We start from the raw sequence: 23189 nt of genomic DNA, 5'->3' as shown, positions 1-23189 counted from the left end.
AATGTCACCAAACCGCCTCCAGAGGCGCCCCGCCAGCAAATTGAGTAATTTTTGACCAACAATAAGGCATTGATTTTAATAGCAAAAAATTTCTTGCGCGTACTTTCAGCAAGTTAGCGGCGATGCAGGAGAGACAGGATCAAGCAGTGGAAAAGCCGACGCGATGTCAAGCCTGAAGATGACGAATCTGGAAGGGTTATCAACAGCCGCAAGAATCCGCGAACAGGGATATCGAAGACGACATACAGGGAAGAGAGGAGAGACTTTAGACGAGAAAGTGGCGTCCCATAGGGGGTTCGAACCCCTGTTACCGCCGTGAAAGGGCGGTGTCCTGGACCACTAGACGAATGGGACGCGGACAACGGCTGATGCCGGTTCTTGTGGTGGAGCCTAGCGGGATCGAACCGCTGACCTCAACACTGCCAGTGTTGCGCTCTCCCAGCTGAGCTAAGGCCCCGTCCCAAGAACGGGGCGAAATATACGTTCACACCACTGATAAGTCAACGTTTTATCGCGATAAAAATGACTTTCTCGATAAGCCGGCACCCTGCCACGTCACACTTCGCGGAAGGTCTTTTCCAGCCGCTTCGCCTGCTTCTTGGAAATTCCGCCCAATACGTCGATGGCATGCCGCAGACGCGCGCGCGTCATGTCGGAGCCGAGAATCGCCATGGCGTCGAGCACCGAGGTCGAATGGGTACTGCCCGTTACGGCAACGAACACCGGCGCCAGGAACACCTTCATCTTCAACTCGAAGTAGGCGGCAAGGTGCTTGACCTCGCCGAGCATATCGTCTTTCTCCCAACGCGGCACGACTTCCAGCCGCCATACCAGGAACTGCAGCAGCGCCAGCAAGGTCTCCTTCTCGAGATCGACATCCTCGAAGCTGGACTCGTCGATATCAGGCAGACCGGCGAAGAAATGCCCGGCCAGCGGCATGGCATCCGATAGCGTCGAGATACGTGGACGGATCTGCGGCAGGATCTGACCGACATACGCTTCGTTGAACGCCCAGTCCCGTAGCGCCTTCAGCAAGGCTGCATCATCGAGATCTTCTCGAATATAGACGCCGTTGAGCCAGGTCAGCTTATCGAGATCGAACACCGGGCCACCGAGTGAAACGCGCTGGATATCGAAGTGAGCCATCATCTCATCGAGACTGAACTTTTCTCGCTCATCCGGCATCGACCATCCCATTCGTCCGAGATAGTTGGTCACAGCCTGCGGCAGAAATCCCATGCGACGATAATAGTGGATCGAGGTCGGGTTCTTGCGCTTGGACAGCTTCGACTTGTCCGGATTGCGCAACAGCGGCATATGGCACAGCTCAGGCATTGGCCAGCCGAAATATTCATAGAGCAGCTTGTGCTTGGGCGCCGAATTGATCCACTCCTCACCCCTCAGGACATGAGTGATACCCATCAGATGGTCGTCGACCACGTTGGCCAGATGGTAGGTCGGCATGCCGTCCGACTTCATCAATATCTGGGCATCGACCTGCGCCCAGTCGACCTCGATCCGACCTCGCAGCATGTCGTCGACTTCACATACCCCCTCGGAAGGCACGTTCATGCGGATGACATAGGGATAATCTTCCGCCTCCCGCCGTCGCTGCTCTTCCGGGTCCAGCGCCAGATCCTGAGGCTTCAGGGCAAGATGCAGCCCCGCCGCCTTGCGTTCATCGCGCAGGGCGTCGAGCTCTTCACCGGTGCGATAGCATTTGAAAGCGTGCCCACGCTCGAGCAGCTCCTCGGCGTGTCTGGCATAGATTTCGCCACGCTCACTTTGCCGATAAGGGCCGTGGGGGCCGCCGACATCCGGCCCCTCGTCCCAATCCAGCCCCAGCCAGCGCAGCGAATCGAGAATCATCTGCTCCGATTCGGCAGTGGAGCGCTGACGGTCGGTGTCCTCGATGCGCAAAACGAACTGCCCGCCATGCTGACGAGCGAAGCAGAGATTGAAGAGAGCGATATAAGCCGTGCCGACGTGCGGATCGCCGGTGGGCGAAGGCGCAATACGCGTGCGTACCGTCATGAAATCCATTCCGTTGATGAACGAGCCGCCAGATTATACGCCCCCATCGGGCGCGACTGCAGTGTCTCCTCATGTCCAAGTTTGGGTCTTCGAGGCTCTGGCGGGTCGCGCTGGCGCCCAGGACGTCGATAACGACCGTCAGCCCCGGCTGCACGGGACCACTGCTCCGGGGTTTTCGCTTGACAGCAGACACCCCGAGGCCAAGGCTTTGGGCACGATAAAAAAATTTATCGCCATAACACTTCACAACTCTGTAACCCGAAACATACTTCGGCAATGAGTGGATATCCTCACAGCACCAATACGCAGGCGAGATTCATGGATGGACGGGTTAGGACCACGAATCAAACAGCTCCGCCTCCAGGCAGGCATGAGCAAGGCTGCACTGGCAAGACGGGTGGGCGTCTCTGACGTCACGATTTCCTATTGGGAGTCAGGCACCATCAAGCAGATCGGACACGAACGCCTGGTGGCACTCACGTCGGCGCTGGACTGTTCGATCAAGCAACTGCTCGACGATGACTCGTTGAACGCGATGGCGTCTACCTCCCGGACGTCGAGCATGGCCGTGTTCAGTTTGCAGGCCCATCTGGCAGCGCCGTGGGAGCGGCGGGATGGCGGCGCCGAGGAGATGTCCACGCTGCAGATGCTGACTCGGGATTGCCACCTGGTCACGCCCGCGGACAACGAGTCCTTCGATTTCCTGTTCGAGGGGGATATCGCCGCCATCGCACCTTGCGATAGATTCCAGCAGGACGGTCTCTATCTGCTGGAGCGCGACGACAAGCTGCAGATCCAGTATCTGGAGCATCTCGCTTCCGGCAGAATGCGGGTCAGCGGCGAGCAGCTGCATGGCGTGACCGTCGAGAGCGTTCGTCATCCACCGTTTCGCATCATCGGCTATCTCCGTGCCCGCTGGAGCCGTCAGTAGCCCGGGGCAACCCCGGCCTGCGCTTAGCGCCGAGGCCGGCCTCGGCGCTGCGCCGGAGGGAACGCGTCGCTTCTTCGAGCGCCCCGCTCGCGGGAACGGAGCACTTTGAATCACACCTTCCTACGAGCCTGACTCAGAACCTAAGCCTGCGCCCGCTCAACCGTGGCGTTGCTGCTGGCGATAGGCGAAGAAGAACACGATCAGCCCCCCTACTGCCGTCGCTGCCCCGACGTAGCCGGTAGCGGTCCAGCCGAAACCCGCGCCAATCGCCACGCCACCCAGCCACGGCCCCAGAGCGTTGGCGACATTGAAGGCCGCGTGATTGGACGCAGCCGCCAGCGTCTGGGCGTCTGCCGCCACATCCATCAGGCGTGTCTGCAACGCCGGTGATAACGACACCATGGTGCCGATGGCCACGCAGATCAGCAGGATCGACCACAGCGACTGCGCCGCCAGCGGGAACAGCAGCAGGATCGCGATACACCACACCAGCAGCCAACCCACGCCCTTGAGTTGCATCCGATCGTAGAGTTTACCGCCGGCGATATTGCCGATAATCGCCCCGGCACCAAACGCCGCCTGCGCCACCGGTATCCAATGGGGCGACACTTGGGTCACGTTGATCAGCACCGGCGCCAGATAGCTGAAGACGCAGAACATGCCGGCAAAGCCAATCGCACCGACCCCCAACGTCAGCCAGATCTGAGGCCGCTTGAGCGCTGTCAGCTCCTGGGAGGGGCTGTTACGCACCTCCTGCCGATTGAGCGGTAGATAGAGAAACACCAGAATCACGGTAAGGACGGCAATGCCGCCGACCAGCACGAAAGCGAAGCGCCAGCTCAATAGCTGGCTCAGCCAGGTCGCGAAAGGGTTACCCACCAGCATCGCAATGGTCAGGCCCGACATGACTCGACTGACCGCCTGGGCACGCTTGTGCGAGGGAACCAGCGAGGCCGCGACCAGCGAAGCGACGCCGAAATAGGCCCCGTGAGGCAGTCCGGAAATGAATCGAAAGACCATCAGCGTGGGGTAATTGGGCGCCAGGGCACTGGCGATATTCCCGAGCGCGAAAAAGGCCATCAGCATGAGCAGCAGGTGGCGCCGATAGAAATGTGACCCCAGCACCGCAATCAGCGGCGCGCCCACCACCACGCCCAGGGCGTAAGCACTGATCACGTTGCCCACTTGCGGCTCCGTGATGTTCAGCGCCTCGGCCACGTTGGGCATCAGGCCCATGATCGTGAACTCGCCCACGCCGATGGCAAATCCGCCGACCGCCAACGCGAATTCGATCAATAACGTAAACCGCCGCGACGGTTTCGCGGCGCCGGTTTCAGCTGTGTGAGCCACAACACTCTCCAACTTTAGTCTAATTGCGTAGAGCGCAATTATTCACAGCTTGTCGTCAAATGGAAACTGAAACGGCGCAATCCACAGCGATTCTCAGGGCCATGCTGTAGCTCAGGCCTATTTTCAGCCCTTGGGGATTTCGTCAAGGAACTTTTTTAACGATAGCCGCTCTGAGTAGCCAAGAGATTCAACACAGCTGTCGCTATGCGGTTTCTCGAGCTTACTGCAATGATCGTTATCGCCGCGCCCTGCGCGGCGTTTTTTTTGCCTGCGCCATAGCCGTGTACCCAGCTATTTTCCCATCGGTCACTGCCGGCCAGATCTGCGCTAACCACCCGCCTCGTCCTTGCCAAAGGGCAATAGCGAACTCACGGTCAATCCGCTACTGTCGCGCGGTCGCTCCCTCTATTACGGATTCATGACCATGAGTTTCTCTACCGATCACTGCTCGCCGAAACGCTCCCTCAAGCGGCTCTGCCAGGCCCTGCCGTTGCTGGCGTTGATCCTTGCGGTTCCCGCCCATGCCGCGCCACAAGGCAAGGTCGACTGCATTGCACCGGCACAACCCGGCGGCGGCTGGGATTTCACCTGTCGCTCAGTGGCACGGGCGTTGCAGGATCTGTCGATGATCCCTGCCGCCATGCAGACGATCAACGTTCCAGGCGCCAGCGGGGGCGTCGCTTTCAGCCATGTACAGGCCAAGCGTGCCAGCGACGACGACCTGATCGTCGCGGCATCGACCGCCACCACGACTCAACTGGCGCTGGGCAACTACCCTGGCGGGCGTGCCGACCAGGTACGCTGGGTCGCGACGCTGGGCGCCGACTACGGCGTGATCGCCGTCGCCAAGGACTCGCCTTATCAGTCACTGACGCAGCTGCTCGACGCCCTCAAGGCCGATGCGGGTAGCGTGACGTTCTCCGGCGGCGATGTGGCGGGCGGCTTCGACCACATCAAGGTGCTGATGGCGGCACGCAAAGCCGGCGTCAAACCCATTCGCGATATCAAGTACCTCGCTTTCGATTCCGGCTCGGTGGCCATTAGCCAGCTGCTGGGCGGCCACATCGACGCGTTCACCGGTGATATCAGCGAAGCCAAGAGTTTCGTCGACAGCGGCGATCTGCGCATTCTGGCCGTGTTTTCCGATGAACGGCTGCCCGGGCAGTTCGCCGACATCCCCACGGCCAAGGAACAGGGCATCGACGTGGTTGCCCCCAACTGGCGGGGTTTCTACACCCCCGTCGGAGCCTCCGAAGAGAGCTATGCCTGGTGGAAAAAGACCCTGAACGGGCTCTACGACACCCCGCAGTGGCAACAGATCATGACCCAGAATGGACTCCTGCCATTCCACAAATCCGGTGACGAACTGAATCAGTTCGTTGCTAGACAGATCAGCGATATCCAGGAGATCGGCGCCGAACTGGGCATGACGCACTAGCCCTTACGGCGACGGGCGCCCGCCTATCCCGGCCGCCTTGTCCACCTATCCCGACCGCCTCGTCCGCCTATCTCAACCGCTTGAGAGTCACGGCAACCGACATGGTAGACTGTGTCGGTTGCCGCGCGCCGGGGAGCCTTCCGATGTCACTCTTTCTTCTGGTTTTCGCCGTCTGTCTGCTGGTCAGTCTGGCGACCGTGACTGCGCTGATGCTGTCCCGCACCCCACGCTATCGTACCCAGGCGCAGGATCTGCTCGATCTGTTCGATGCCGTGCTGGAAAATCGCGCCAGTGAAGCGCGCTGGCATACGCTGATCGGCTATCCGATCCGCCACGATACCTATCTGGAAAATCTGCGCCGGCGCAGCCAGCATCTGATGGAAGCCTACGGTCGACCGTGGCAGGCCGCCCAGGGAGGATCGCTCTTCTCCCGCAGCGGTCGTGAAGAGCTGGCGGCACTGCGCGATCATCTAGCAGCGCACCAGGCGCTTCAGGGAGGCGAATATCGTGCCTGATCCGGTCCGGCTGCGACGATCACCATGACCGATATCATACGGCTCGCGCCGCTCGACAACGCGATTCAGCACCACCACCACGACTATCACCAGATCGTGATCGGTCTGTCGGGTTACGCTGAATTCGAAATCGCGGGCCAGGGCGGTGTCGTGGCACCGCTCTCCGGCTGTCTGGTACCGGCCAATATCGAACACTACTACGAAGGGATCGGCGATAACCGCCAGCTGATCATCGACCTCCCGGACGATGCGGCCGCATTGACGGGCATTCACCGTCAGCTGAGAGCCCTGTTCGACCGCCCCGGCTATTTCGCGATCGATGAATCGTTGCAGCACTACCTGCAGTTTCTGGTACAGGAAATGGCGCAGGCCCGCCACGCACCGGGTGACCTGTTGGTCACGACGCTGCTCAGTTCGCTTCACGCTCGCCTCGGGGCGACGCTTTGCCCTCCCGCGGTGACCAAACGCCCCAGCCGATCGCTGGATATCCAGCGCCTCGAGCAGTTCGTGCTGGAGCGGCTGGATCAACGCCTGAGCGTGTCGGATCTGGCCAATCTCGTCTGTCTCAGCGAGGCCCATTTCAGCGAGCGCTTCCGGGATCAAACCGGGATCACGCCCTATCAATTCGTGATGCGGTTGCGGCTGGCCACGGCTCGCGACCTCACGGATCTGACCGACCTGCCGCTCGCCGACATCGCGGAACGCACCGGATTCGCCAACCAGAGCGCCCTGAGCAACGCCTTTCGACGCCGCTACGGCCATTCTCCCGTGCAGCTACGCCGCCCTTCTTCAGCCAGATAATCCGGCTTTTCTTGCAAATCTCCCCGGATAATTGGCAAGAACCCGCGCCCTGTTTCACGCTAGAGTCAGCTACCACTTCCTTTTATCGGTGTCGCTGTGGCATCCCGTCGCGGAAGCCGTCCACGCCAACGCTGATCACTATGATTCAATCATGCCGAAGGGGCTGAACGATGCTGAAAGCCGAACAAATGCTGGACGCTGCCACCTGGCGGACCTCGCTGGAAACCCTGTTCACGAGGATCAGCGAACACTACATCGTCGATGAAGATGCCTATCTCGCCGAGTTATGCGAACTGCTGGGTGCCGGCGAGGCCGATTTCGCCCGCATCGGCGACAACACCGCGCAGCTGGTGCGCGACGTTCGTGCCATGGACACGGCCGTCGACTCCATCGACGAACTGCTCCAGCAGTACAGCCTCGATACCCAGGAAGGCGTGCTGCTGATGTGTCTGGCCGAGGCGCTGCTACGCATCCCCGACAAGACCACCGCCGATGCGCTGATCGAAGACAAGCTGGGCGTCGCCGACTGGAAGCGCTATCTGGGCCAGAGCGAATCCTGGTTCGTCAACGCCTCGACCTGGGGCCTGCTGATGACCGGCAACGTGATTCAGATGGACAAGCCCCGCGAAGGCAAACCGGCCAACTTCATCAACAAGATGGTCAATCGCATGGGCGAGCCGGTCATCCGCAGCGCGATGTATCAGGCGATGAAGGTCATGGGCCAGCAGTTCGTGCTGGGGCGAACGATCGACGAAGCGCTCAAGCGTTCCAGACCGTTGTTCAATAAAGGCTACACCTACTCCTACGACATGCTGGGCGAAGCCGCTCGCACGCGTCAGGATGCACAGCGCTACTTCGACGACTACGCCTCGGCGATTCGCCAGGTCGGTGAGACCAGCGTCAAGCTCGATGCCAAAACCCCGGCCCCATCGGTATCGATCAAGCTGTCGGCGCTTCACCCGCGCTACGAATTCGGCCGCCGCAGCCAGGTTCTCGAAGAGCTGGTCGGCACCGTCAAGCAGCTCGTCAAGCTGGCTCGAGAACGCCATGTTGCGCTGACCATCGATGCCGAGGAAGTCGATCGCCTCGAACTCTCTCTCGAGGTCTTTCGCGCCGTTTTCGAGAGCGACGCCTGCCGCGGCTGGGGCCACTTCGGCCTGGTGGTCCAGGCCTATGCCAAACGCGCCCTGCCGGTGCTTCACTACATCAACCGACTGGCCGATCAGCAGGGCGACGAAATTCCGCTGCGCCTGGTCAAGGGCGCCTACTGGGATACCGAGATCAAGGAATCCCAGAAACTCGGCGTCGACGGTTATCCTGTCTATACCCGCAAGGCGTGTACCGACGTTGCCTACTTGGTCTGCGCCCAATTCCTGCTATCGGACAACACCCGCGGGCGCATCTTTCCGCAGTTCGCGACCCACAATGCGCACACCATCACCAATATTCTCGAGCTAGCCAACCACGCGGATCGCGCCTTCGAATTCCAGCGCCTGCACGGCATGGGCGAAGCCCTCTATGATGCGGCACTGACGCGGGCGCCACAGGGGACCTATTGTCGAATCTATGCGCCCGTGGGCGCGCACAAGGACCTGCTGCCCTACCTGGTTCGACGACTGCTGGAGAATGGCGCCAACTCATCGTTCGTCCATCAGCTGGTCGATCCCCGCATCCCCGTGGAGTCGCTTTGCGTCCATCCGGTGGCCACGCTCAAGCCCTATCCGACCTTCGCCAATCCCCGGATTCCGCTGCCCAAGGACATCTACGGTACGGCACGCAAGAACTCCCAAGGCGTCAACTTGAACATCAACAGTGAGTATCAGCCGCTCGTCGATTGCATGGCGGCGTTCATGGATCGGGAATATCACGCCAAGCCGCTGCTGGGCGTCGACGTCGCCGATGACGACAGTCAGCGCCAGCGGGTCACCAGCCCCTATGACCGCCGCCAGCCCGTGGGTAGCGTGCAGTGGGCGACACACGAGCAGGCCGAGCAGGCGGTGGACATCGCCTGGCAGGCCTTTCCGCGCTGGAGCGAAACCCCGGTCGAAGAGCGCGCGGCCATCCTCGAGCGACACGCCGAGCTGATGGAAACGCACCTCGCCGAGCTGATGACGCTGTGCTCCCGCGAGGGCGGCAAGCTGCTCACCGACGGCGTCGATGAGATTCGCGAGGCGGTGGATTTCTGCCGCTACTACGCGGCGCGCGCTCGTGAGCTCTTCGCCGAGCCCATCGCCCTGCCGGGACCCACCGGCGAATCCAACGAGCTGGTGATGAGCGGCAAGGGCGTCTTCGCCGCAATCAGCCCGTGGAACTTCCCGGTCGCGATCTTCACCGGCCAGCTGGTCGCCGCTGCCGTGGCCGGCAACACCGTGCTCGCCAAGCCCGCCGAGCAGACCTCGCTGGTCGCCAACCGCGTCATCGAGCTGCTGTACGAAGCCGGCATGCCCCGGGATGTCGTACAGCTCTTGCCCGGCGACGGCCCGACCGTGGGTAGCGTACTGAGCAGCGATCCCCGGATTACCGGTGTCGTCTTCACCGGCTCCACCGATACCGCACAGATCATCAACCGGGCGCTGGCCGCCAGGGAGAACGCCGCCCTGCCGACGCTGATCGCCGAGACCGGCGGCATGAACGCGATGATCGTCGACTCCACCGCCCTGCCCGAGCAAGTCGTTGCCGACGTCGTCCACTCGGCCTTCCAGAGCGCCGGCCAGCGCTGTTCCGCCCTTCGCGTGCTCTATCTGCAGGAGGATATCGCCGATCGCGTGATCGAGATCCTGCGCGGGGCGATGGACGAACTGCGTATTGGTGACCCGCGCGACCTGGGCACCGACGTCGGCCCGGTCATCGACGAAGAGGCACGCAAGGGGCTGCTCGAGCATATCGAAACCATGAAGGCCGAAGGCCGTTTGATCGCCGAGGCCAGACTCGATCCGGCCCAGACCGACAATGGCACCTTCGTCGCGCCGATGGCCTTCCGTATCGATGGCATCGAATCGATGCAGACCGAACAGTTCGGACCGCTGCTGCATATCGCGCGCTATCGAGCCGACCAGCTCGAAGACGTCATCGATTCCATCAATGCCAAGGGCTACGGCCTGACGTTCGGCGTCCACAGCCGCAACGAGAACTTCACCAATCACGTAGCCAGCCGCATTCGCGTCGGCAACGTCTACGTCAATCGCGACATCATCGGCGCGGTCGTCGGCGTGCAGCCGTTCGGTGGCCAGGGCTTCTCGGGCACGGGCCCGAAGGCCGGTGGACCGCATTACCTGCTACGCTTCGCCACCGAAAAAACGCGCACCGTCAATACGGCCGCGCTGGGTGGCAACGCTTCACTGCTCGCCATGGGCGACTAATTCACGACGCGTCATAGACGACCGCAGATCACGGGAGGCTCACAATGGCCAATAACAATGCCGACATGGGCTTCCCGTTCGTACTCTTCCCGAGCGGGATACTCCTCGCCAACGCTCAGGTTCGCGTGCGTAAAAGCTCGTCGGAGCAAACTCCGGCCTAATAACTAAGAAACAGGAGACGCCTCTATGGCTATCGGTGTTTGGATCAGTCTTTTCGCCTACTTCGTGCTCATGATCGCCATCGGCCTCTATGCCATGCGCACGTCCACCTCCACCTCCGAAGATTACATGTTGGGTGGCCGGACTCTCAGCCCGCAAGTGGCTGCCCTGTCGGCCGGGGCGTCGGACATGAGCGGCTGGCTACTGCTGGGCCTGCCCGGGGCGATGTTCGTATCCGGCCTGGGTTCGGCCTGGATCGGTATCGGCCTGTTCGTGGGTGCATTCTTCAACTGGGTTCTGGTCGCCCCGCGCCTGCGTGAGCAGACGGTCCACTATGGCAATGCGATAACCATTCCCGCCTTTCTGGCAAACCGGTTTCCGACTCGGGCTCTGTCGCTGAGGACGATCTCCGCCATCGTCATCGTCGTCTTCTTCGCGATCTACACGGCCTCGGGCCTGGTAGCAGGCGGCAAGCTGTTCGAAAGCGCCTTTTCCGGCGTGATCAACATCGGGGGCCTGAGCGATTACGCCACCGGCATCATCATCACGTTGGGCGTGGTACTGGTCTATACGGTGGTCGGCGGCTTCCTGGCCGTGAGCATGACCGACTTCGTGCAGGGCTGCATCATGATGCTGGCACTGGTGATCATGCCGGCGGTGGTGATCTTCGGCGAAGGTGGTGGCGGGTTTTCCCAGGCCTCGCAGACGCTCAATGAAGTCGACCCCACGCTGCTTTCCTGGACGGATGGGCTGACCTTCATCGGTTGGCTGTCTGCCGTGACCTGGGGGCTGGGCTATTTCGGCCAGCCGCACATCATCGTGCGCTTCATGGCCATCCGATCGCTGAAGGACGTGCCCGTGGCCCGTAACATCGGCATGAGCTGGATGCTCATCTCGCTGATCGGCGCGGTCTCTCTGGGTATCTTCGGCCGGGCCTATGCGATCCGCAATGGATTGGATGTCGAGGATCCGGAAACGATCTTCATCATTCTGGCGAACCTGCTGTTCCATCCGCTGATCACCGGTTTCCTCTATGCGGCCCTGCTCGCGGCCATCATGAGCACCATCTCCAGTCAGCTGCTGGTGGCGTCTTCCTCCCTGACCGAGGATTTTTATCGCCTGTTCCTGCGCAAGGAAGCTTCGGAGAAAGAAACCGTCGGCGTGGGCCGAATCAGCGTCGTGCTGGTGGGTCTGGTGGCAGCCGTCATCGCATCGGATCCGAACTCTCAGGTTCTGGGGCTGGTCAGTAACGCCTGGGCAGGCTTCGGGGCAGCTTTCGGCCCACTGATCATTCTGTCGCTGATGTGGTCGCGCACCAACGGCGCTGGCGCCATCGCGGGCATGGTCGTGGGCGCCCTCACCGTCATCATCTGGATCTCGTTGGGCTGGAGCAATGCGTTCCTGGGCGGACCGGGTGTCTACGAGATCATTCCCGGCTTCATCGCTTCCTTCATTGCCATCCTGGTGGTGAGCAGCATGACCAAGGACGCTGGCGAATATAAGCAGATTTCCAGTTAAGAGCGCTGTTGAAAGCGCGCGCGTCTGCAATGCGAAATCGATCCAAAACCGACAAAGGGCTCCTGCAGGAGCCCTTTTCCATGGATGCCGATACACACTCGACCCCGGTCGAAGTTGCCCGCCACACCGAGCCGCACCACGCCAGGCACGCGCAACGCTAGTCAAACGCAACGCTAGTCAAACGTAAAGCCAGCCACGTGCGGTGCCCTCTACTGCCCGCTTGTCACCCTTGATGCTCTCGAAACGCCCACAGCCTCGAACCAACGTAGGTAATCAGCGGTACGGTGAGCGTGGCGATGCCGATTGCCCAGAAACCGGAGATCTCTGTCGACGCCAGCAACGCGGCCAGCACCCCGTTATTGAGGGCAAAACCCAGCAACGCCAGGGTAAAGAAACGCCGAGCGCGTCCCTGACGACGGAACGTCAGGCGCCGGTGGCCAATGAGGGAAATCTGAAAGGCGACCAGAAAACCGCAGAGATTGACGAAAAATTCGGATAGCGTCGGCCACAAGGCACTGAGAATGGCAGCGACCGACAGATGGGCCGCCGTTGCAACGCCTCCTACCAGACCGAAACGGGCGGCGGTTTTCGCTTCGCGCTTGAGTCGCCGTTTCATGAAATACCGGATGCTCCATCGAACTGCCCGGATGCGGTGTCGGTCCTGGCCGCGCCGGCCGCCTCTCCCTCGACATTCATCACCAGGCTATCCTCGGCCACCAAGTACAGCGGCCGCCGCTTGGCTTCGATGAACAGTCGTCCCACGTACTCTCCCAGGATCCCGATAGAGAGCAGCTGCATGCCGCCAAAGAACAGAATCGCCGTCATCAGCGACGCGTAACCGGGCACGTCACTTCCCACCACGATGACACGTCCGACGAGCAGCAGAATATAGAGAAACGCGAGCCCCGCAACGACGGCGCCAAAATACATCCAGATGCGCAGAGGCCAGGTCGAAAAACTGACCAGACCGTCGATGGCGAAATTCCACAGTTTCCAGAAATTGAACTTGCTAACGCCGCTCGTTCTGGCCGGCCGGTCATAGTGGACCCCGATGGAGCGATACCCTGGCCAGCTGAACAGCCCCTTCATGAACCGATTACGTTCGGGCAGTCGCTTGACCGCCTCGACGACTCGGCGATCCATCAACCGAAAGTCCCCTGCGTTGCTGGGGATCGGTGCTTCCGCCAGTCGGTTGAAGAGGCGATAGAAGAGCTCTGCGGAGGTACGTTTCGCCTGGGTATCGTCATCCCTGGAGCCACGAATGCCATAAACCATATCGTAGCCCTGGTCCTGCCACAGCCCAATGAACTCCAGGATAACCTCGGGTGGATCCTGCAAGTCGACATCCATGGGTACCACCGCTTCACCTCGAGCGTGGTCGAGGCCAGCGCTCATGGCGGCCTCCTTGCCAAAATTGCGGGTCAGCGACAGAACCCGAACCCGGAGATCCTCCGAAGCCCGTTGACGAAGCTTGACAAGCGTTGCATCGGTGGAGCCATCGTCTATGAACAGAATCTCGAGCCGCGGGACGCTGGCGCCCAGCGCGCCATCGACCGCTTCGAGAAATCGGTCGATGGCGCTCTCCTCGTTCATTACCGGCACCACGAGCGACAACATCCACTCTGTTCGACGTCTGTCCACGAGCGCTCCTCGTACGAAATGAATCAAGGCCCTGCGATGTTGGCAACCTGAACGATCAATGACTACGGTAATCCTAGCGGGTCAGAGCGAAACGCGCACAAACAGACTTAACGCCTGGCCTGACGTAAAAAAACGCTGTTTCAAAATTTTACTGGACATAAAAAACACCGTTTCCTATCATAGGGACGTTGTCTCATAGAATGTGAAGGCCGGTAACACGGCTTCATGATGAAAGAAAGGGAGTACTTATCATGACCAAGACCAAACTGATTTCCGCAATGGTAGTTGCCGGCGCTTGCGCATTCGGGACCCAAGCCGCATTCGCATACGGCGCTGGTGATTTCTACGGCCGTCTGGGTGTTGCCAAGACCGATAGCGATGATGGTTACGTTGGCGACAACGACAAAGGCGCTTATCTGGGTCTGGGCTATATGGTCCACGACAAGATCGGTGTTGAACTGAGCTCCATGACCGAGACCAAGGTTCACGCCGAAGGCGGTTCGTTCAAGCAGGTTCCGATCAACCTGATGGCTCAGTACTACCCGCTCGGCGGCATGGATTCTCGCGTTCAGCCTTATGCTGGTGTCGGTGTCAACTACACTACATTCTCCGACGAGAGCAACGTAGGTAGCATCGACGACTCATGGGGTGCTGCTGGCCAGCTGGGTGTCGACTTGATGGTAACCGACAACTTCGGCTTTAACGCTTTCGCCCAGTACACCGATGTCAGCGCTGATATCAGTGGCGGCAAAGATGTCGACGTCAATCCGGTCACCGTTGGTGCCGGCGTCACTGGCCGCTTCTAAGCGATCGTCAGTCGATAGTCAAACCGGGCCTTCATGGCCCGGTTTTTTTGTGTCTGTGGCTCGAGAACCGGGTCCAGGGCCGGGCATTGATTTGCGCGGCGACGATTACGCTCGGGTCACGATCCGATCGACTTCGGCGAGCTTCTCGAGCAGCGGCGCCTTCCGCGCTGCTGGCTCCTCCTTGAGCCATACCTCCATCGCCGGCGCGACGGCGCAACTGGCCGGCAAGGCCGCTCGGGCATCGACCAGTGCCCACAGGCGAGCAATGAAGACGTAGCGCAACCACTGCGGCATCGACATCGTATCGACACAAAACGGCTGCTGACTCTCGAATGCCAAAGGCTCCGGCCAGGGCTCTTCCCACAGCCCGGCGCTTGTCAGCTCGGCCTCCAGCTCGCGCAGCGCGCGCGCCAATTCATCGTGGCTAGCCTCGGGGCCATTCGATGAGATCACTTCTCCCGTTACCGTCATGCTTTCTCCTGATGCTTTCGTTCTTCGGTGCTGTCGTTCTTTAGTACTGTCTTTCTTTAGTGCTGTCGTTCTTTGATGCTGCCAAAGCGCTTGAGCGCCGTCTTCGGGTTGCGCACAGAAACCTTGAAAGAGCCTGTGGATAAACTTGGGACACTTGTGCCAATCCGGCATGAGACATGCGATCGAAGAGGCTGTTCAATTTTTGGCCATACCCTATCCAGCGTCACCCCTGCACGTTACAGTGCGCGCCTCGATGGACATGACGGCTCTCTACCATGCAGACGCTGAGCGATTTTTTCACGACCAGTCGCGCCGAGCTTGCGCTGTCGGCCCTGGGCCGGCGTGTGACACCGATCAGCCGTGACACTTTCACCGCCTTCGAACAGGAACGCCAACCCTGGCCGTTACCCTGGAATGGCCATGCCCAGGTAGCCTGTGCCCTGCACTGGCCTGCGCTGCAAGGGGACCCGGCGATCTGGTTCCTGTCGCTGCCGCTGGACGAGCAAGGGCTGCTGGTGCCTGCTGCACGCGATGCGTTTCTCGATCGCCTGCTGCTGACGCTGAGCACCCAACCGGCATCTACTGATGCCCAGCCACCGGGCGATGTGACGCAAGGGATTCTGGCCCAGAGCAATCTGATGCAGGACAATCTCATGCAGGACAACCCGCTGGCGTTCGAGCCGGAACTGCACCAGCGCGCGCTGCTGCATGCTCGCCTGTCTCGCCGGTTCGAGCAACCGTCGTCATCGCATTCGGACATGGCACGCCGTTATCTGATGGGAGACGACACGCTCAACTGGCAGATGCTCGGTCTTCAGGGGCTGGCCGATCAGGTCGTCGCCCAGGACCCGGCCGTTACCCGCGCGCTGATCTCGCGCCTGGACACACTGCCGAGAGAAGTCGTTCTCCCGCTGTGCTACCTGATGGAACATGGCGACACGCCCGCCGATCTCCTGCCGTCGTTATGGGAAGCGATGGGCGACGCAAGACAACGACAGGATATCGAAACGTTCTGCGCCTTGTTGAGAGCGATGCTGGGTAGCGACGATACCCGAGTCGGCGATTGGCTGGATCGCATTCTCGATGACGAGGATCTCATGGCGGCCGACTGTCTGGCGGCCATCGCCGCACGCGGCTGGCATCATCTCGAGCATGAATCTCGTCTCGCGCGGTTCCTCGAGCGGCTGGCGAACTGCCCGGATGCCAACTTTCGTCCTGTCGTGCACGATTTGGCATTGATCCCGCGCCTGCGGCTGCCCATATTGATGATGTTGCGTCAGGCGCCTGCGGACTCCTCCCTGGGTCGGCTCGTCAGAGAAGGGAACATCTGAATCCATGAAAGCATTGCCGTACCAGGCCCAGGCGATCATCGGCCGACGCGAGATGGTCACGCTGCCGGATCTTCACATGACGCTCTGCTGCAAAGCGGACACCGGTGCTCGTACGTCCGCCCTGCATGCAGAGCAGATCGAACCCTACGAGGAAGGCGGTCATCCCTGGGTTCGCTTCATTACCCGCTCGAGCGGTCAGCCCATTGCGCAACACGAATGCCAGCTCCCGTTGCACGATCGCCGCCGAGTCAGAAGTTCCAACGGCCATCAGGAATGGCGTTACGTCATTCGCACGCGCCTTATACTGGGGGAGCTGGAATTTCCCATCGAACTGACTTTGACCGACCGCAGCGACATGCGTCACCCCATGCTGCTGGGCAGACGCGCCATGCGGCGGCTACTGGTTGCCCCGGGTGCCGCCTTCCTGCACGGTGACCCCTGACCGCCCCTTCCACTTCGCCCTCTCATCCACGCTACGGAGCCTTTCGCGCATGCACATCGGCATCTTGTCACGCAATCGCAACCTCTACTCGACGCGCCGTCTGATCGAGGCTGCCGAAGCGCGCGGACACACCGCCCGCGTGGTCGATACGCTGCGCTGCTACATGAATATCGCCTCACACCGGCCGTCGATTCACTACAAGGGCGAAGAAATCGAGCCGTTCGACGCCATCGTGCCGCGTATCGGCGCCTCCGTGACGTTCTATGGCTGCGCTGTACTGCGTCAGTTCGAGATGATGAGCACCTACGTGCTCAACGACTCGGTCGCCATTACCCGCTCTCGCGACAAGCTGCGCTCGCTACAGCTGCTGTCGCGCAAGGGGCTGGGCCTCCCGATTACCGGCTTCGCCCATTCGCCTGACGACATTCCCGACCTGATCACCATGGTCAAGGGCGCGCCGCTGGTGATCAAGTTGCTGGAGGGCACGCAGGGTATCGGCGTGGTGCTGGCGGAAACCAATCAGGCCGCCGAGTCGGTGATCCAGGCGTTCATGGGCATGAAAGCCAACATCATGGTTCAGGAGTACATCAAGGAAGCCAAGGGGGCCGACATTCGCTGTTTCGTGATCGGCGACAAGGTCGTTGCCTCGATGAAGCGTCAGGCCGCTGAAGGCGAATTTCGTTCGAACCTGCACCGTGGCGGCACCGCCAGCGTCATTCGCATCACCCCCGAAGAGCGCTCTACCGCGATTCGCGCGGCCAAGGCGATGGGGCTGGGTGTCGCCGGCGTCGATCTGCTGCGTTCCAACCACGGCCCGGTGATCATGGAAGTCAATTCGTCGCCCGGCCTGCAGGGCATCGAATCGGCAACCGGCAAGGACATTGCGGGCCTGATCATCGAGCATCTGCAGAAAAATGCCAGCACGCCGCGCAAGGCGCCGCCGAAGCCCAAAGGCTAGATCGAGGAGAAATGGAACAAATAGCCGAAAATGCTAAATTTTCTGCTTTGAGGGGTAGCAAAACAGTGTTTCCGGCCGCACAATTTGTGTCACTTCAGGAGGTGGCCGCACATGTTTCTCGACAATCGCCAAGTGGCGATGGACAGCGTTCTCGAAGCGCTGGCCGACAGTCTCGATTATTTTCAGGACAATCTCGATCGCCTGCGACCGGCGTTGCGTAATGCCCTGAAACCCCATTACGAGGAACGTGGGGTCGCCATGCGCGAACTACAGCAGCTGGTTCGCGAACATCTCGATATCCTGCCCCGCGATGCCGACGTCGAACGCGATGACTATCTGTGGCTATGGAGCCGCATCAAGAGCTTCGTCGGCAACGACAGCGCCGTCCTGCTGGGAGAACTCCTCGAGCAGGAACGCGTGTTGATGCAGGCGCTGGGCAACGCTTTCACCCATCCGCTACCGGAAGTGCTGGAGCCGACGCTGGAGCGCTGCTGGAAAAACTGCCGCGCACTGATTCGAGAGATCAACAAGCTGCAGCAGCGCCAACGCTGACAGGCGATCCGATCCGCCCGACCGATCAACAGGTGGGCAAGACGAGGACCTAAGGCGGCGATAACCGGATCGGCTCCAGCGGCCCCAGGAAATACGGCTCCCTCCCCCAGATGTAGAGATCTCCAAAGGTGGCGGCACGGGCGAGCCACTCACGCACCCGTAGACGCCACTCGCCTTCGACCCCGTCGTCGGGTACTGCACAACCGGAAGCCTCGACTCCCAGGGCGTCGGCGATGAACAGGGCCCGCGGTAGATGCCAGTCCTGCGATATCAGCATCAGGCGACCCGCGCCAAATACTTCCTTGGCGCGCACCACGCTATCGAACGTACTGAAACCGGCATAGTCGAGCGTCATGTATTCATCGTCGACATTGCGATGACGCAGGGAGCGCCACATGTTGATGGGCTCGTTGTAATAACGCGTACGATTGTCGCCGGACAGCAGTAGATGCTGGATTCGATGAAGTCGCAGCAACTCCGCCGAGGTCTCGATCCGGGCCTTGAAGTAAGGGTTAGAACCGCCCTGCCGGAGCCACTGGGCGGTACCAAAGACCAGCCCGACCGGCTGCGCGGCACACAGCGGTACCTCATGCTCGATGCGAGCGTGGGTCTTCTGCAGGATCCACAGGTTGATGACCACCACCCCGACCGTTAGCAACAGCGCGCAGGCTGCCAAGGTCTTGAGTAGCCCCTTCAGTAACCGAAGCATGAATCAACGTGACGGTGATGAGCGGAAAGCGGCCGCTGAGGGCCGTCATCGGGAATCGAATAGCGTGTGGGGGTATCGATCAACATATTGCGTTCGTTGCTCTGCCAGAAACCGGCTCGTGCAGTTCGAGGGTCAGTCAGGCGCTTTTTGCCAAGCGCCTAGAACATGCCCAGCTCGAGGCGTGCCTCTTCGCTCATCATCTCACGGCTCCACGGCGGATCGAAAACGATTTCCACGTGAACCTTGGAGAACTGCGAGGCACCCAGTATCTTGCGCCGCGCATCCTCGGCGATGACGTCTCCCATCCCGCAGCCAGGCGCCGTCAGCGTCATGCGAATGGTGACCATGAGTTCACCAGTGAGCAGGCGCTCGAGACGGCAGCCGTAGACCAGACCCAAATCGACGATATTGACCGGTATCTCCGGATCGAAACAGGTCCGCAGCTGATCCCAGACGAAGCGCTCCATCTCCGCTTCCGTCGCCTCGGGATCCAGCGTCGGCCGCTCGAGTGACTTGAGCCCCAGCGCGTCGAAGTCATGCCCTTCGACCAAATAGAGACGCCCTTCGAAACTGACACTGATCGAGCTGCCCTTGGCCTGCATGACCACGACCGTACTGTCTTCAGACAGCGTGATGGTCTTACCGAACGGGATCGAGATCACCTCGACGTCCCGCTGCAGCGGCATTTCCTGGCCCTTGTAGACCTCGTTTAGGGAATCCATCGTCGCTCCTGACAGAATGGCCGGCCCGGACACGCCCAGTACCGGGACCGGCTCAGCGCAGCATGCCCAGCACGCGCTGAAGCGCCTCGACGAAAGCATCGACTTCTTCGGGCGTGTTGTACACGGCCAGAGAAGCCCGGCAAGTCGCCTCGACACCGAAATGGTTCAATACCGGCTGGGCACAATGATGCCCGGTGCGAATCGCCACGCCCAACTGGTCGATCAGCAGCCCGATATCCTGAGAGTGGGCACCGTCGACGACGAACGAAATCACGCCGGCCTTGTTCGGCGCCGTGCCGATGATCCGCAGGCCATCGATCCGTTCGAGCTTCTGGGTGGCGTGATCCAGCAGCCAATGCTCCCACGCCGACAGCCGTTCGATACCGAGCGCGTTGACCCAGTCCAGCGCCGCACCCATGGCGATGACGTCGGCCACGGCCGGCGTACCCGCCTCGAAGCGGTTGGGAATGGCGGCAAATTCGGTGCCGCGATCGAAGGAGACGCGCGAGATCATCTCCCCGCCGCCCTGCCATGGCGGCATCGCCTCGAGTATGGACGCCTTGACGTATAGCGCCCCCGCGCCCATCGGCCCGTAAACCTTGTGGCCCGAGAACGCGTAGAAATCGGCATCCAGGGCCTGCACATCGACTGCCTGATGCGGCACCGCCTGGGCGCCATCGACCAGGATCAATGCGCCGTTGGCATGCGCATCACGGGCGATGTCGGCGATCGGATTGATCGTCCCCAGGGCATTGGAGACATGATTGACGCAGACCAGCCGGGTTCGCTCGCCGAGCATTTCACGATAGGCCTCGAGATCGAGGACGCCGCGTGAATCGACGGGGATGACCCTGATCACGATGCCCAGCTCGCGCTCGAGCAACTGCCACGGCACGATGTTGGAGTGATGCTCCATCAGCGAGACCATCACTTCGTCACCCGCCTTCAGGTTGGCGCGCCCCCAGCTGTTCGCCACCAGATTGATCGCTTCGGTGGTGCCTCGGGTAAACACGATCTCGCGCGGCTCAAACGCGTTGATATGCCGCTGGACAGTGGAACGCACGCCTTCATAGGCCGCGGTCGCCTCGTCGGCCAATGTGTGCAGGCCGCGATGAATATTGGCGTTGTAACGGCGATAGTAATCGCTGAGGCTGTCGATGACCGCCACCGGCGTCTGGCTGGTGGCTGCGTTATCGAGATAGATCAGCGGTTGGCCGTGGACTTCCCGCTCCAGAATCGGGAAATCCCGACGAATCGCCGCCAGGTCCAGCCTCAAATCAGTGAGCGCCGTCATTTCAAGTCTCCTGAATGGCCTCGGCGGTCTCGACCAGATCCGCCAGATTGAAGCGCTCCGGCAGACGACCCGCGACGGCTCTTTCGACGCGTTCGGCAATGACGTTGAGACCCACCTTGTCCATGACCTCGCCGACGAATGCCAGGGTCAGCAATGCCCGCGCCATCGGCTCGTCGATACCCCGACTCCGCAGCGCATAGACGGCTTCCTCGTCGAGCTGACCGGTAGTGGCGCCGTGGGAGCACTTGACGTCGTCGGCATAAATCACCAGCTCCGGCTTGGTGTCGACTTCGGCACGATCGGACAGCAGCAGGTTGGCGTTGTTCTGATACGCCTCGATCTGCTGTGCGTCCTTCTTGACGAATACCTTGCCGTTGAAGACACCTCGAGAACGATCATCGAGCACGCCCTTGTAGTTCTCGTTGGAGAACGTACGCGGCGCATTGTGATTGACCAGCGTGTGGTTATCGACGTGCTGACGACCCTGGACGAAGAACAGCCCGTTGTAGGCCGCCTCGGCCCCCTCGGCGTTCAGATCGGTCACCAGATCCGTGCGCACCAGCGCCCCACCGAGATTGAGGTTGTACGAGTTGAAGTGGCTATCGCGTCCTTGGTCGACATGAATGCTGGCCACGTGCAGATCCGTCAGTGCGGCTTCCTGCAGCTTGTAATGATCGATGATCGCGCCCCGATCAAGCAGCACCTCGGTCACCACATTGGTGAAGTTCGCCGCTTCCGGCTCGCCCGAATAGTGCTCGATGACCGTTGCTTCGGCGCGCGCCCCGGCTTCGATCAGCACCCGCGGGTGACTCATCACCGGCTGGGCGTCCGCGCGTGACAGCATCAGCAGATAGATCGGCTTGTCGACGACGGTGCCGGGAGCCAGGCGAATGACGGCACCCTCGTCGGCGAACGCGGTGTTGAGCGCGGTAAAGGGCGAGAAATCGACCCCGGCAAGGCGGCCCAGCGAGCCGCCCACGGCCTCATGATTGGCCTCGAGCGCCTGCGACAGCGGCTCGATGGAAACACCGGCCGGGAGCCCGTCGAGCTCGGAAAGCGCCGGGCTGAATCGGCCATCGACCAGGACCAGGCGGTAGGCGTCGATAGCCAGGCGCTGCTCGTCGAAGCGGGTGGTATCGAACGCGGCGTCCGTGGCCAGGGCGAAATCACCCTCGGCGATACGACGCACGTCGGTATATTTCCAGTGTTCGTCACGACGGGTCGGAAAGCCCATCGCCTCGAATCGCGCCGCGCCGGCCTGACGACGTGCCGCGACCCAGCTCGGATCGTCGGCACGGCGTGCGGTCAGACGCTGAAGAAAGCGTTCCGCTGCACTCATGCGACAGACTCCTCGAGCACCCAGTCATAGCCCCGATCTTCGAGCTCGAGCGCCAGCTCCTTGCCACCACTCTTGACGATGCGGCCGTCGACCAGCACGTGGACGTGATCCGGCACGATATGATTGAGCAAACGCTGATAGTGGGTCACCAGCAGGATCGCGCGATCGGCGTTGCGCAGCGAGTTGACGCCATCGGCGACGACCTTCATCGCATCGATATCGAGCCCGGAGTCGATCTCGTCGAGCATCGCGAGCTTCGGCTGCAGAATCAGCATCTGCAGAATCTCGTTACGCTTCTTCTCGCCGCCGGAAAACCCTTCGTTGACCGCGCGCTGCAGAAAACTGGGATCCATTTTCATCTCGGCGCTTTTCTCGCGCACCAGCTTCATGAACTCCGGCGCCGGAATTTCGCCCTCACCCCGCGCGGCGCGCTGCGCATTGAGCGCGGCCTTGAGCAGGTAGATATTCTTGACCCCGGGGATTTCGATCGGGTACTGGAAGCCCAGCAGCAGGCCGGCGCGAGCACGCTCCTCGATTTCCATCTCGAGCACATCCTGGCCTTCGAACAGAATCGTGCCCTGGGTGACCTCGTAACCGTCCTTGCCGGCGATCACGGCCGACAGCGTCGACTTGCCCGCGCCGTTCGGGCCCATGATGGCGTGAACCTCACCCGCATTGATGGTCAGGTTCAGACCCTTGAGGATCACTTTGTCCTCGATGGTGACGTGAAGATCTTTGACTTCGAGCATGTGTAACCCTTGAAACAAGAGAGACCGCCGTCGCAGCCTCCCGGATTGGCGTGTAAATTCGACAATGGCG

General features: G+C 61.0%; 21 protein-coding genes and 2 tRNA genes. 11 read left to right on the top strand and 12 right to left on the bottom strand.

Going from position 1 to position 23189, the window contains the following annotated elements; genetic code table 11:
• Positions 1-278 precede the first annotated feature (278 nt).
• The 3 genes from ACUN9V_RS08955 to gltX form a co-directional block, all read right to left on the bottom strand.
• Positions 279-354, bottom strand: a tRNA-Glu gene (locus ACUN9V_RS08955).
• A gap of 27 nt (positions 355-381) precedes the next feature.
• Positions 382-457 (bottom strand) — tRNA-Ala (locus tag ACUN9V_RS08950).
• Between the two features lie 98 nt (positions 458-555).
• On the bottom strand, positions 556-2034 hold the full coding sequence (gene gltX / locus ACUN9V_RS08945; protein WP_445511148.1) for a glutamate--tRNA ligase: 1479 nt from the start codon (positions 2032-2034) through the stop codon (positions 556-558).
• A gap of 322 nt (positions 2035-2356) precedes the next feature.
• Here gltX and ACUN9V_RS08940 point away from each other — a divergent pair, with 322 nt between their 5' ends.
• Positions 2357-2965: a helix-turn-helix domain-containing protein gene (locus tag ACUN9V_RS08940; RefSeq protein WP_445511147.1), complete on the top strand. Its 609-nt coding sequence runs from the start codon at positions 2357-2359 to the stop codon at positions 2963-2965.
• A gap of 156 nt (positions 2966-3121) precedes the next feature.
• Here ACUN9V_RS08940 and ACUN9V_RS08935 read toward each other — a convergent pair whose 3' ends face one another.
• Positions 3122-4315 (bottom strand): MFS transporter, encoded by a 1194-nt coding sequence (locus ACUN9V_RS08935; protein WP_445511146.1) that lies wholly within the window; start codon positions 4313-4315, stop codon positions 3122-3124.
• A gap of 424 nt (positions 4316-4739) precedes the next feature.
• On the opposite strand from ACUN9V_RS08935, the gene ACUN9V_RS08930 reads away from it, so the two are divergent.
• The 5 genes from ACUN9V_RS08930 to putP all read left to right on the top strand — a co-directional run bounded on the left by ACUN9V_RS08930 (position 4740) and on the right by putP (position 12105).
• Positions 4740-5753 carry a Bug family tripartite tricarboxylate transporter substrate binding protein gene (locus ACUN9V_RS08930; protein ID WP_445511145.1) on the top strand — a complete coding sequence of 338 codons (1014 nt, stop codon included), beginning with the start codon at positions 4740-4742 and terminating at the stop codon, positions 5751-5753.
• A 143-nt stretch (positions 5754-5896) separates the two neighbouring features.
• The gene (locus tag ACUN9V_RS08925; RefSeq protein ID WP_445511144.1) at positions 5897-6268 is read left to right on the top strand and encodes a hypothetical protein; all 372 of its coding nucleotides are present in this window, start codon (positions 5897-5899) and stop codon (positions 6266-6268) included.
• Between the two features lie 24 nt (positions 6269-6292).
• Positions 6293-7069 (top strand): helix-turn-helix domain-containing protein, encoded by a 777-nt coding sequence (locus tag ACUN9V_RS08920; RefSeq protein WP_445511143.1) that lies wholly within the window; start codon positions 6293-6295, stop codon positions 7067-7069.
• A 170-nt stretch (positions 7070-7239) separates the two neighbouring features.
• Positions 7240-10428: a bifunctional proline dehydrogenase/L-glutamate gamma-semialdehyde dehydrogenase PutA gene (putA, locus tag ACUN9V_RS08915; RefSeq protein ID WP_445511142.1), complete on the top strand. Its 3189-nt coding sequence runs from the start codon at positions 7240-7242 to the stop codon at positions 10426-10428.
• Positions 10429-10614: 186 nt separating this feature from the next.
• Positions 10615-12105: a sodium/proline symporter PutP gene (gene putP / locus ACUN9V_RS08910; protein WP_445511141.1), complete on the top strand. Its 1491-nt coding sequence runs from the start codon at positions 10615-10617 to the stop codon at positions 12103-12105.
• A 223-nt stretch (positions 12106-12328) separates the two neighbouring features.
• On the opposite strand, the gene ACUN9V_RS08905 is transcribed toward putP, so the two are convergent.
• Both ACUN9V_RS08905 and ACUN9V_RS08900 read right to left on the bottom strand, forming a co-directional pair.
• On the bottom strand, positions 12329-12721 hold the full coding sequence (locus ACUN9V_RS08905; RefSeq protein ID WP_445511140.1) for a GtrA family protein: 393 nt from the start codon (positions 12719-12721) through the stop codon (positions 12329-12331).
• Positions 12718-13746 carry a glycosyltransferase family 2 protein gene (locus tag ACUN9V_RS08900; protein WP_445511139.1) on the bottom strand — a complete coding sequence of 343 codons (1029 nt, stop codon included), beginning with the start codon at positions 13744-13746 and terminating at the stop codon, positions 12718-12720. The genes ACUN9V_RS08905 and ACUN9V_RS08900 overlap by 4 nt, the downstream gene beginning before the upstream one ends.
• 251 nt (positions 13747-13997) lie before the next feature.
• On the opposite strand from ACUN9V_RS08900, the gene ACUN9V_RS08895 reads away from it, so the two are divergent.
• Positions 13998-14552 (top strand): OmpW/AlkL family protein, encoded by a 555-nt coding sequence (locus ACUN9V_RS08895; RefSeq protein WP_445511138.1) that lies wholly within the window; start codon positions 13998-14000, stop codon positions 14550-14552.
• 105 nt (positions 14553-14657) lie between these two features.
• Here the strand turns inward: ACUN9V_RS08895 and ACUN9V_RS08890 are convergent, their stop codons facing one another.
• Entirely contained in the window at positions 14658-15023 is a 366-nt protein-coding gene (locus ACUN9V_RS08890) for a YqcC family protein (RefSeq protein WP_445511137.1), read from the bottom strand.
• Positions 15024-15298: 275 nt separating this feature from the next.
• Here ACUN9V_RS08890 and ACUN9V_RS08885 point away from each other — a divergent pair, with 275 nt between their 5' ends.
• The 4 genes from ACUN9V_RS08885 to ACUN9V_RS08870 all read left to right on the top strand — a co-directional run bounded on the left by ACUN9V_RS08885 (position 15299) and on the right by ACUN9V_RS08870 (position 18306).
• The gene (locus ACUN9V_RS08885; protein ID WP_445511136.1) at positions 15299-16354 is read left to right on the top strand and encodes a DUF3549 family protein; all 1056 of its coding nucleotides are present in this window, start codon (positions 15299-15301) and stop codon (positions 16352-16354) included.
• Between the two features lie 4 nt (positions 16355-16358).
• Positions 16359-16796: an ATP-dependent zinc protease family protein gene (locus ACUN9V_RS08880; protein WP_075562600.1), complete on the top strand. Its 438-nt coding sequence runs from the start codon at positions 16359-16361 to the stop codon at positions 16794-16796.
• Between the two features lie 49 nt (positions 16797-16845).
• The gene (gene rimK / locus ACUN9V_RS08875; RefSeq protein WP_075562601.1) at positions 16846-17754 is read left to right on the top strand and encodes a 30S ribosomal protein S6--L-glutamate ligase; all 909 of its coding nucleotides are present in this window, start codon (positions 16846-16848) and stop codon (positions 17752-17754) included.
• A 111-nt stretch (positions 17755-17865) separates the two neighbouring features.
• Positions 17866-18306, top strand: a complete 441-nt coding sequence (locus ACUN9V_RS08870; RefSeq protein ID WP_075562602.1) for a hypothetical protein — start codon at positions 17866-17868, stop codon at positions 18304-18306.
• A 49-nt stretch (positions 18307-18355) separates the two neighbouring features.
• Here the strand turns inward: ACUN9V_RS08870 and ACUN9V_RS08865 are convergent, their stop codons facing one another.
• The 5 genes from ACUN9V_RS08865 to sufC form a co-directional block, all read right to left on the bottom strand.
• A complete protein-coding gene (locus tag ACUN9V_RS08865; protein ID WP_445511135.1) occupies positions 18356-19015 on the bottom strand; it encodes a SanA/YdcF family protein in 660 nt (219 codons plus the stop codon).
• 158 nt (positions 19016-19173) lie between these two features.
• Positions 19174-19737, bottom strand: a complete 564-nt coding sequence (gene sufT, locus ACUN9V_RS08860) for a putative Fe-S cluster assembly protein SufT (protein WP_445511134.1) — start codon at positions 19735-19737, stop codon at positions 19174-19176.
• 52 nt (positions 19738-19789) lie between these two features.
• Positions 19790-21031: a SufS family cysteine desulfurase gene (locus tag ACUN9V_RS08855; protein ID WP_445511133.1), complete on the bottom strand. Its 1242-nt coding sequence runs from the start codon at positions 21029-21031 to the stop codon at positions 19790-19792.
• 1 nt (position 21032) lies between these two features.
• On the bottom strand, positions 21033-22370 hold the full coding sequence (sufD, locus tag ACUN9V_RS08850; protein ID WP_445511132.1) for a Fe-S cluster assembly protein SufD: 1338 nt from the start codon (positions 22368-22370) through the stop codon (positions 21033-21035).
• On the bottom strand, positions 22367-23119 hold the full coding sequence (gene sufC, locus ACUN9V_RS08845; protein WP_075562607.1) for a Fe-S cluster assembly ATPase SufC: 753 nt from the start codon (positions 23117-23119) through the stop codon (positions 22367-22369). The genes sufD and sufC overlap by 4 nt, the downstream gene beginning before the upstream one ends.
• Positions 23120-23189 lie beyond the last annotated feature (70 nt).

It is taken from the genome of Salinicola sp. V024 (assembly GCF_052645315.1).
This window is presented reverse-complemented; position numbering and strand designations above follow the sequence as displayed.

Bases quoted from the DNA above. Each gene is read 5' to 3' on its own strand.
- gltX (WP_445511148.1), bottom strand. From the start codon at position 2,034: ATGACGGTACGCACGCGTATTGCGCCTTCGCCCACCGGCGATCCGCAC.
- ACUN9V_RS08940 (WP_445511147.1), top strand. From the start codon at position 2,357: ATGGACGGGTTAGGACCACGAATCAAACAGCTCCGCCTCCAGGCAGGC.
- ACUN9V_RS08930 (WP_445511145.1), top strand. From the start codon at position 4,740: ATGAGTTTCTCTACCGATCACTGCTCGCCGAAACGCTCCCTCAAGCGG.
- ACUN9V_RS08925 (WP_445511144.1), top strand. From the start codon at position 5,897: ATGTCACTCTTTCTTCTGGTTTTCGCCGTCTGTCTGCTGGTCAGTCTG.
- ACUN9V_RS08920 (WP_445511143.1), top strand. From the start codon at position 6,293: ATGACCGATATCATACGGCTCGCGCCGCTCGACAACGCGATTCAGCAC.
- putA (WP_445511142.1), top strand. From the start codon at position 7,240: ATGCTGAAAGCCGAACAAATGCTGGACGCTGCCACCTGGCGGACCTCG.
- putP (WP_445511141.1), top strand. From the start codon at position 10,615: ATGGCTATCGGTGTTTGGATCAGTCTTTTCGCCTACTTCGTGCTCATG.
- ACUN9V_RS08905 (WP_445511140.1), bottom strand. From the start codon at position 12,721: ATGAAACGGCGACTCAAGCGCGAAGCGAAAACCGCCGCCCGTTTCGGT.
- ACUN9V_RS08895 (WP_445511138.1), top strand. From the start codon at position 13,998: ATGACCAAGACCAAACTGATTTCCGCAATGGTAGTTGCCGGCGCTTGC.
- ACUN9V_RS08890 (WP_445511137.1), bottom strand. From the start codon at position 15,023: ATGACGGTAACGGGAGAAGTGATCTCATCGAATGGCCCCGAGGCTAGC.
- ACUN9V_RS08885 (WP_445511136.1), top strand. From the start codon at position 15,299: ATGCAGACGCTGAGCGATTTTTTCACGACCAGTCGCGCCGAGCTTGCG.
- ACUN9V_RS08880 (WP_075562600.1), top strand. From the start codon at position 16,359: ATGAAAGCATTGCCGTACCAGGCCCAGGCGATCATCGGCCGACGCGAG.
- rimK (WP_075562601.1), top strand. From the start codon at position 16,846: ATGCACATCGGCATCTTGTCACGCAATCGCAACCTCTACTCGACGCGC.
- ACUN9V_RS08870 (WP_075562602.1), top strand. From the start codon at position 17,866: ATGTTTCTCGACAATCGCCAAGTGGCGATGGACAGCGTTCTCGAAGCG.
- ACUN9V_RS08865 (WP_445511135.1), bottom strand. From the start codon at position 19,015: ATGCTTCGGTTACTGAAGGGGCTACTCAAGACCTTGGCAGCCTGCGCG.
- sufT (WP_445511134.1), bottom strand. From the start codon at position 19,737: ATGGATTCCCTAAACGAGGTCTACAAGGGCCAGGAAATGCCGCTGCAG.
- ACUN9V_RS08855 (WP_445511133.1), bottom strand. From the start codon at position 21,031: ATGACGGCGCTCACTGATTTGAGGCTGGACCTGGCGGCGATTCGTCGG.
- sufD (WP_445511132.1), bottom strand. From the start codon at position 22,370: ATGAGTGCAGCGGAACGCTTTCTTCAGCGTCTGACCGCACGCCGTGCC.
- sufC (WP_075562607.1), bottom strand. From the start codon at position 23,119: ATGCTCGAAGTCAAAGATCTTCACGTCACCATCGAGGACAAAGTGATC.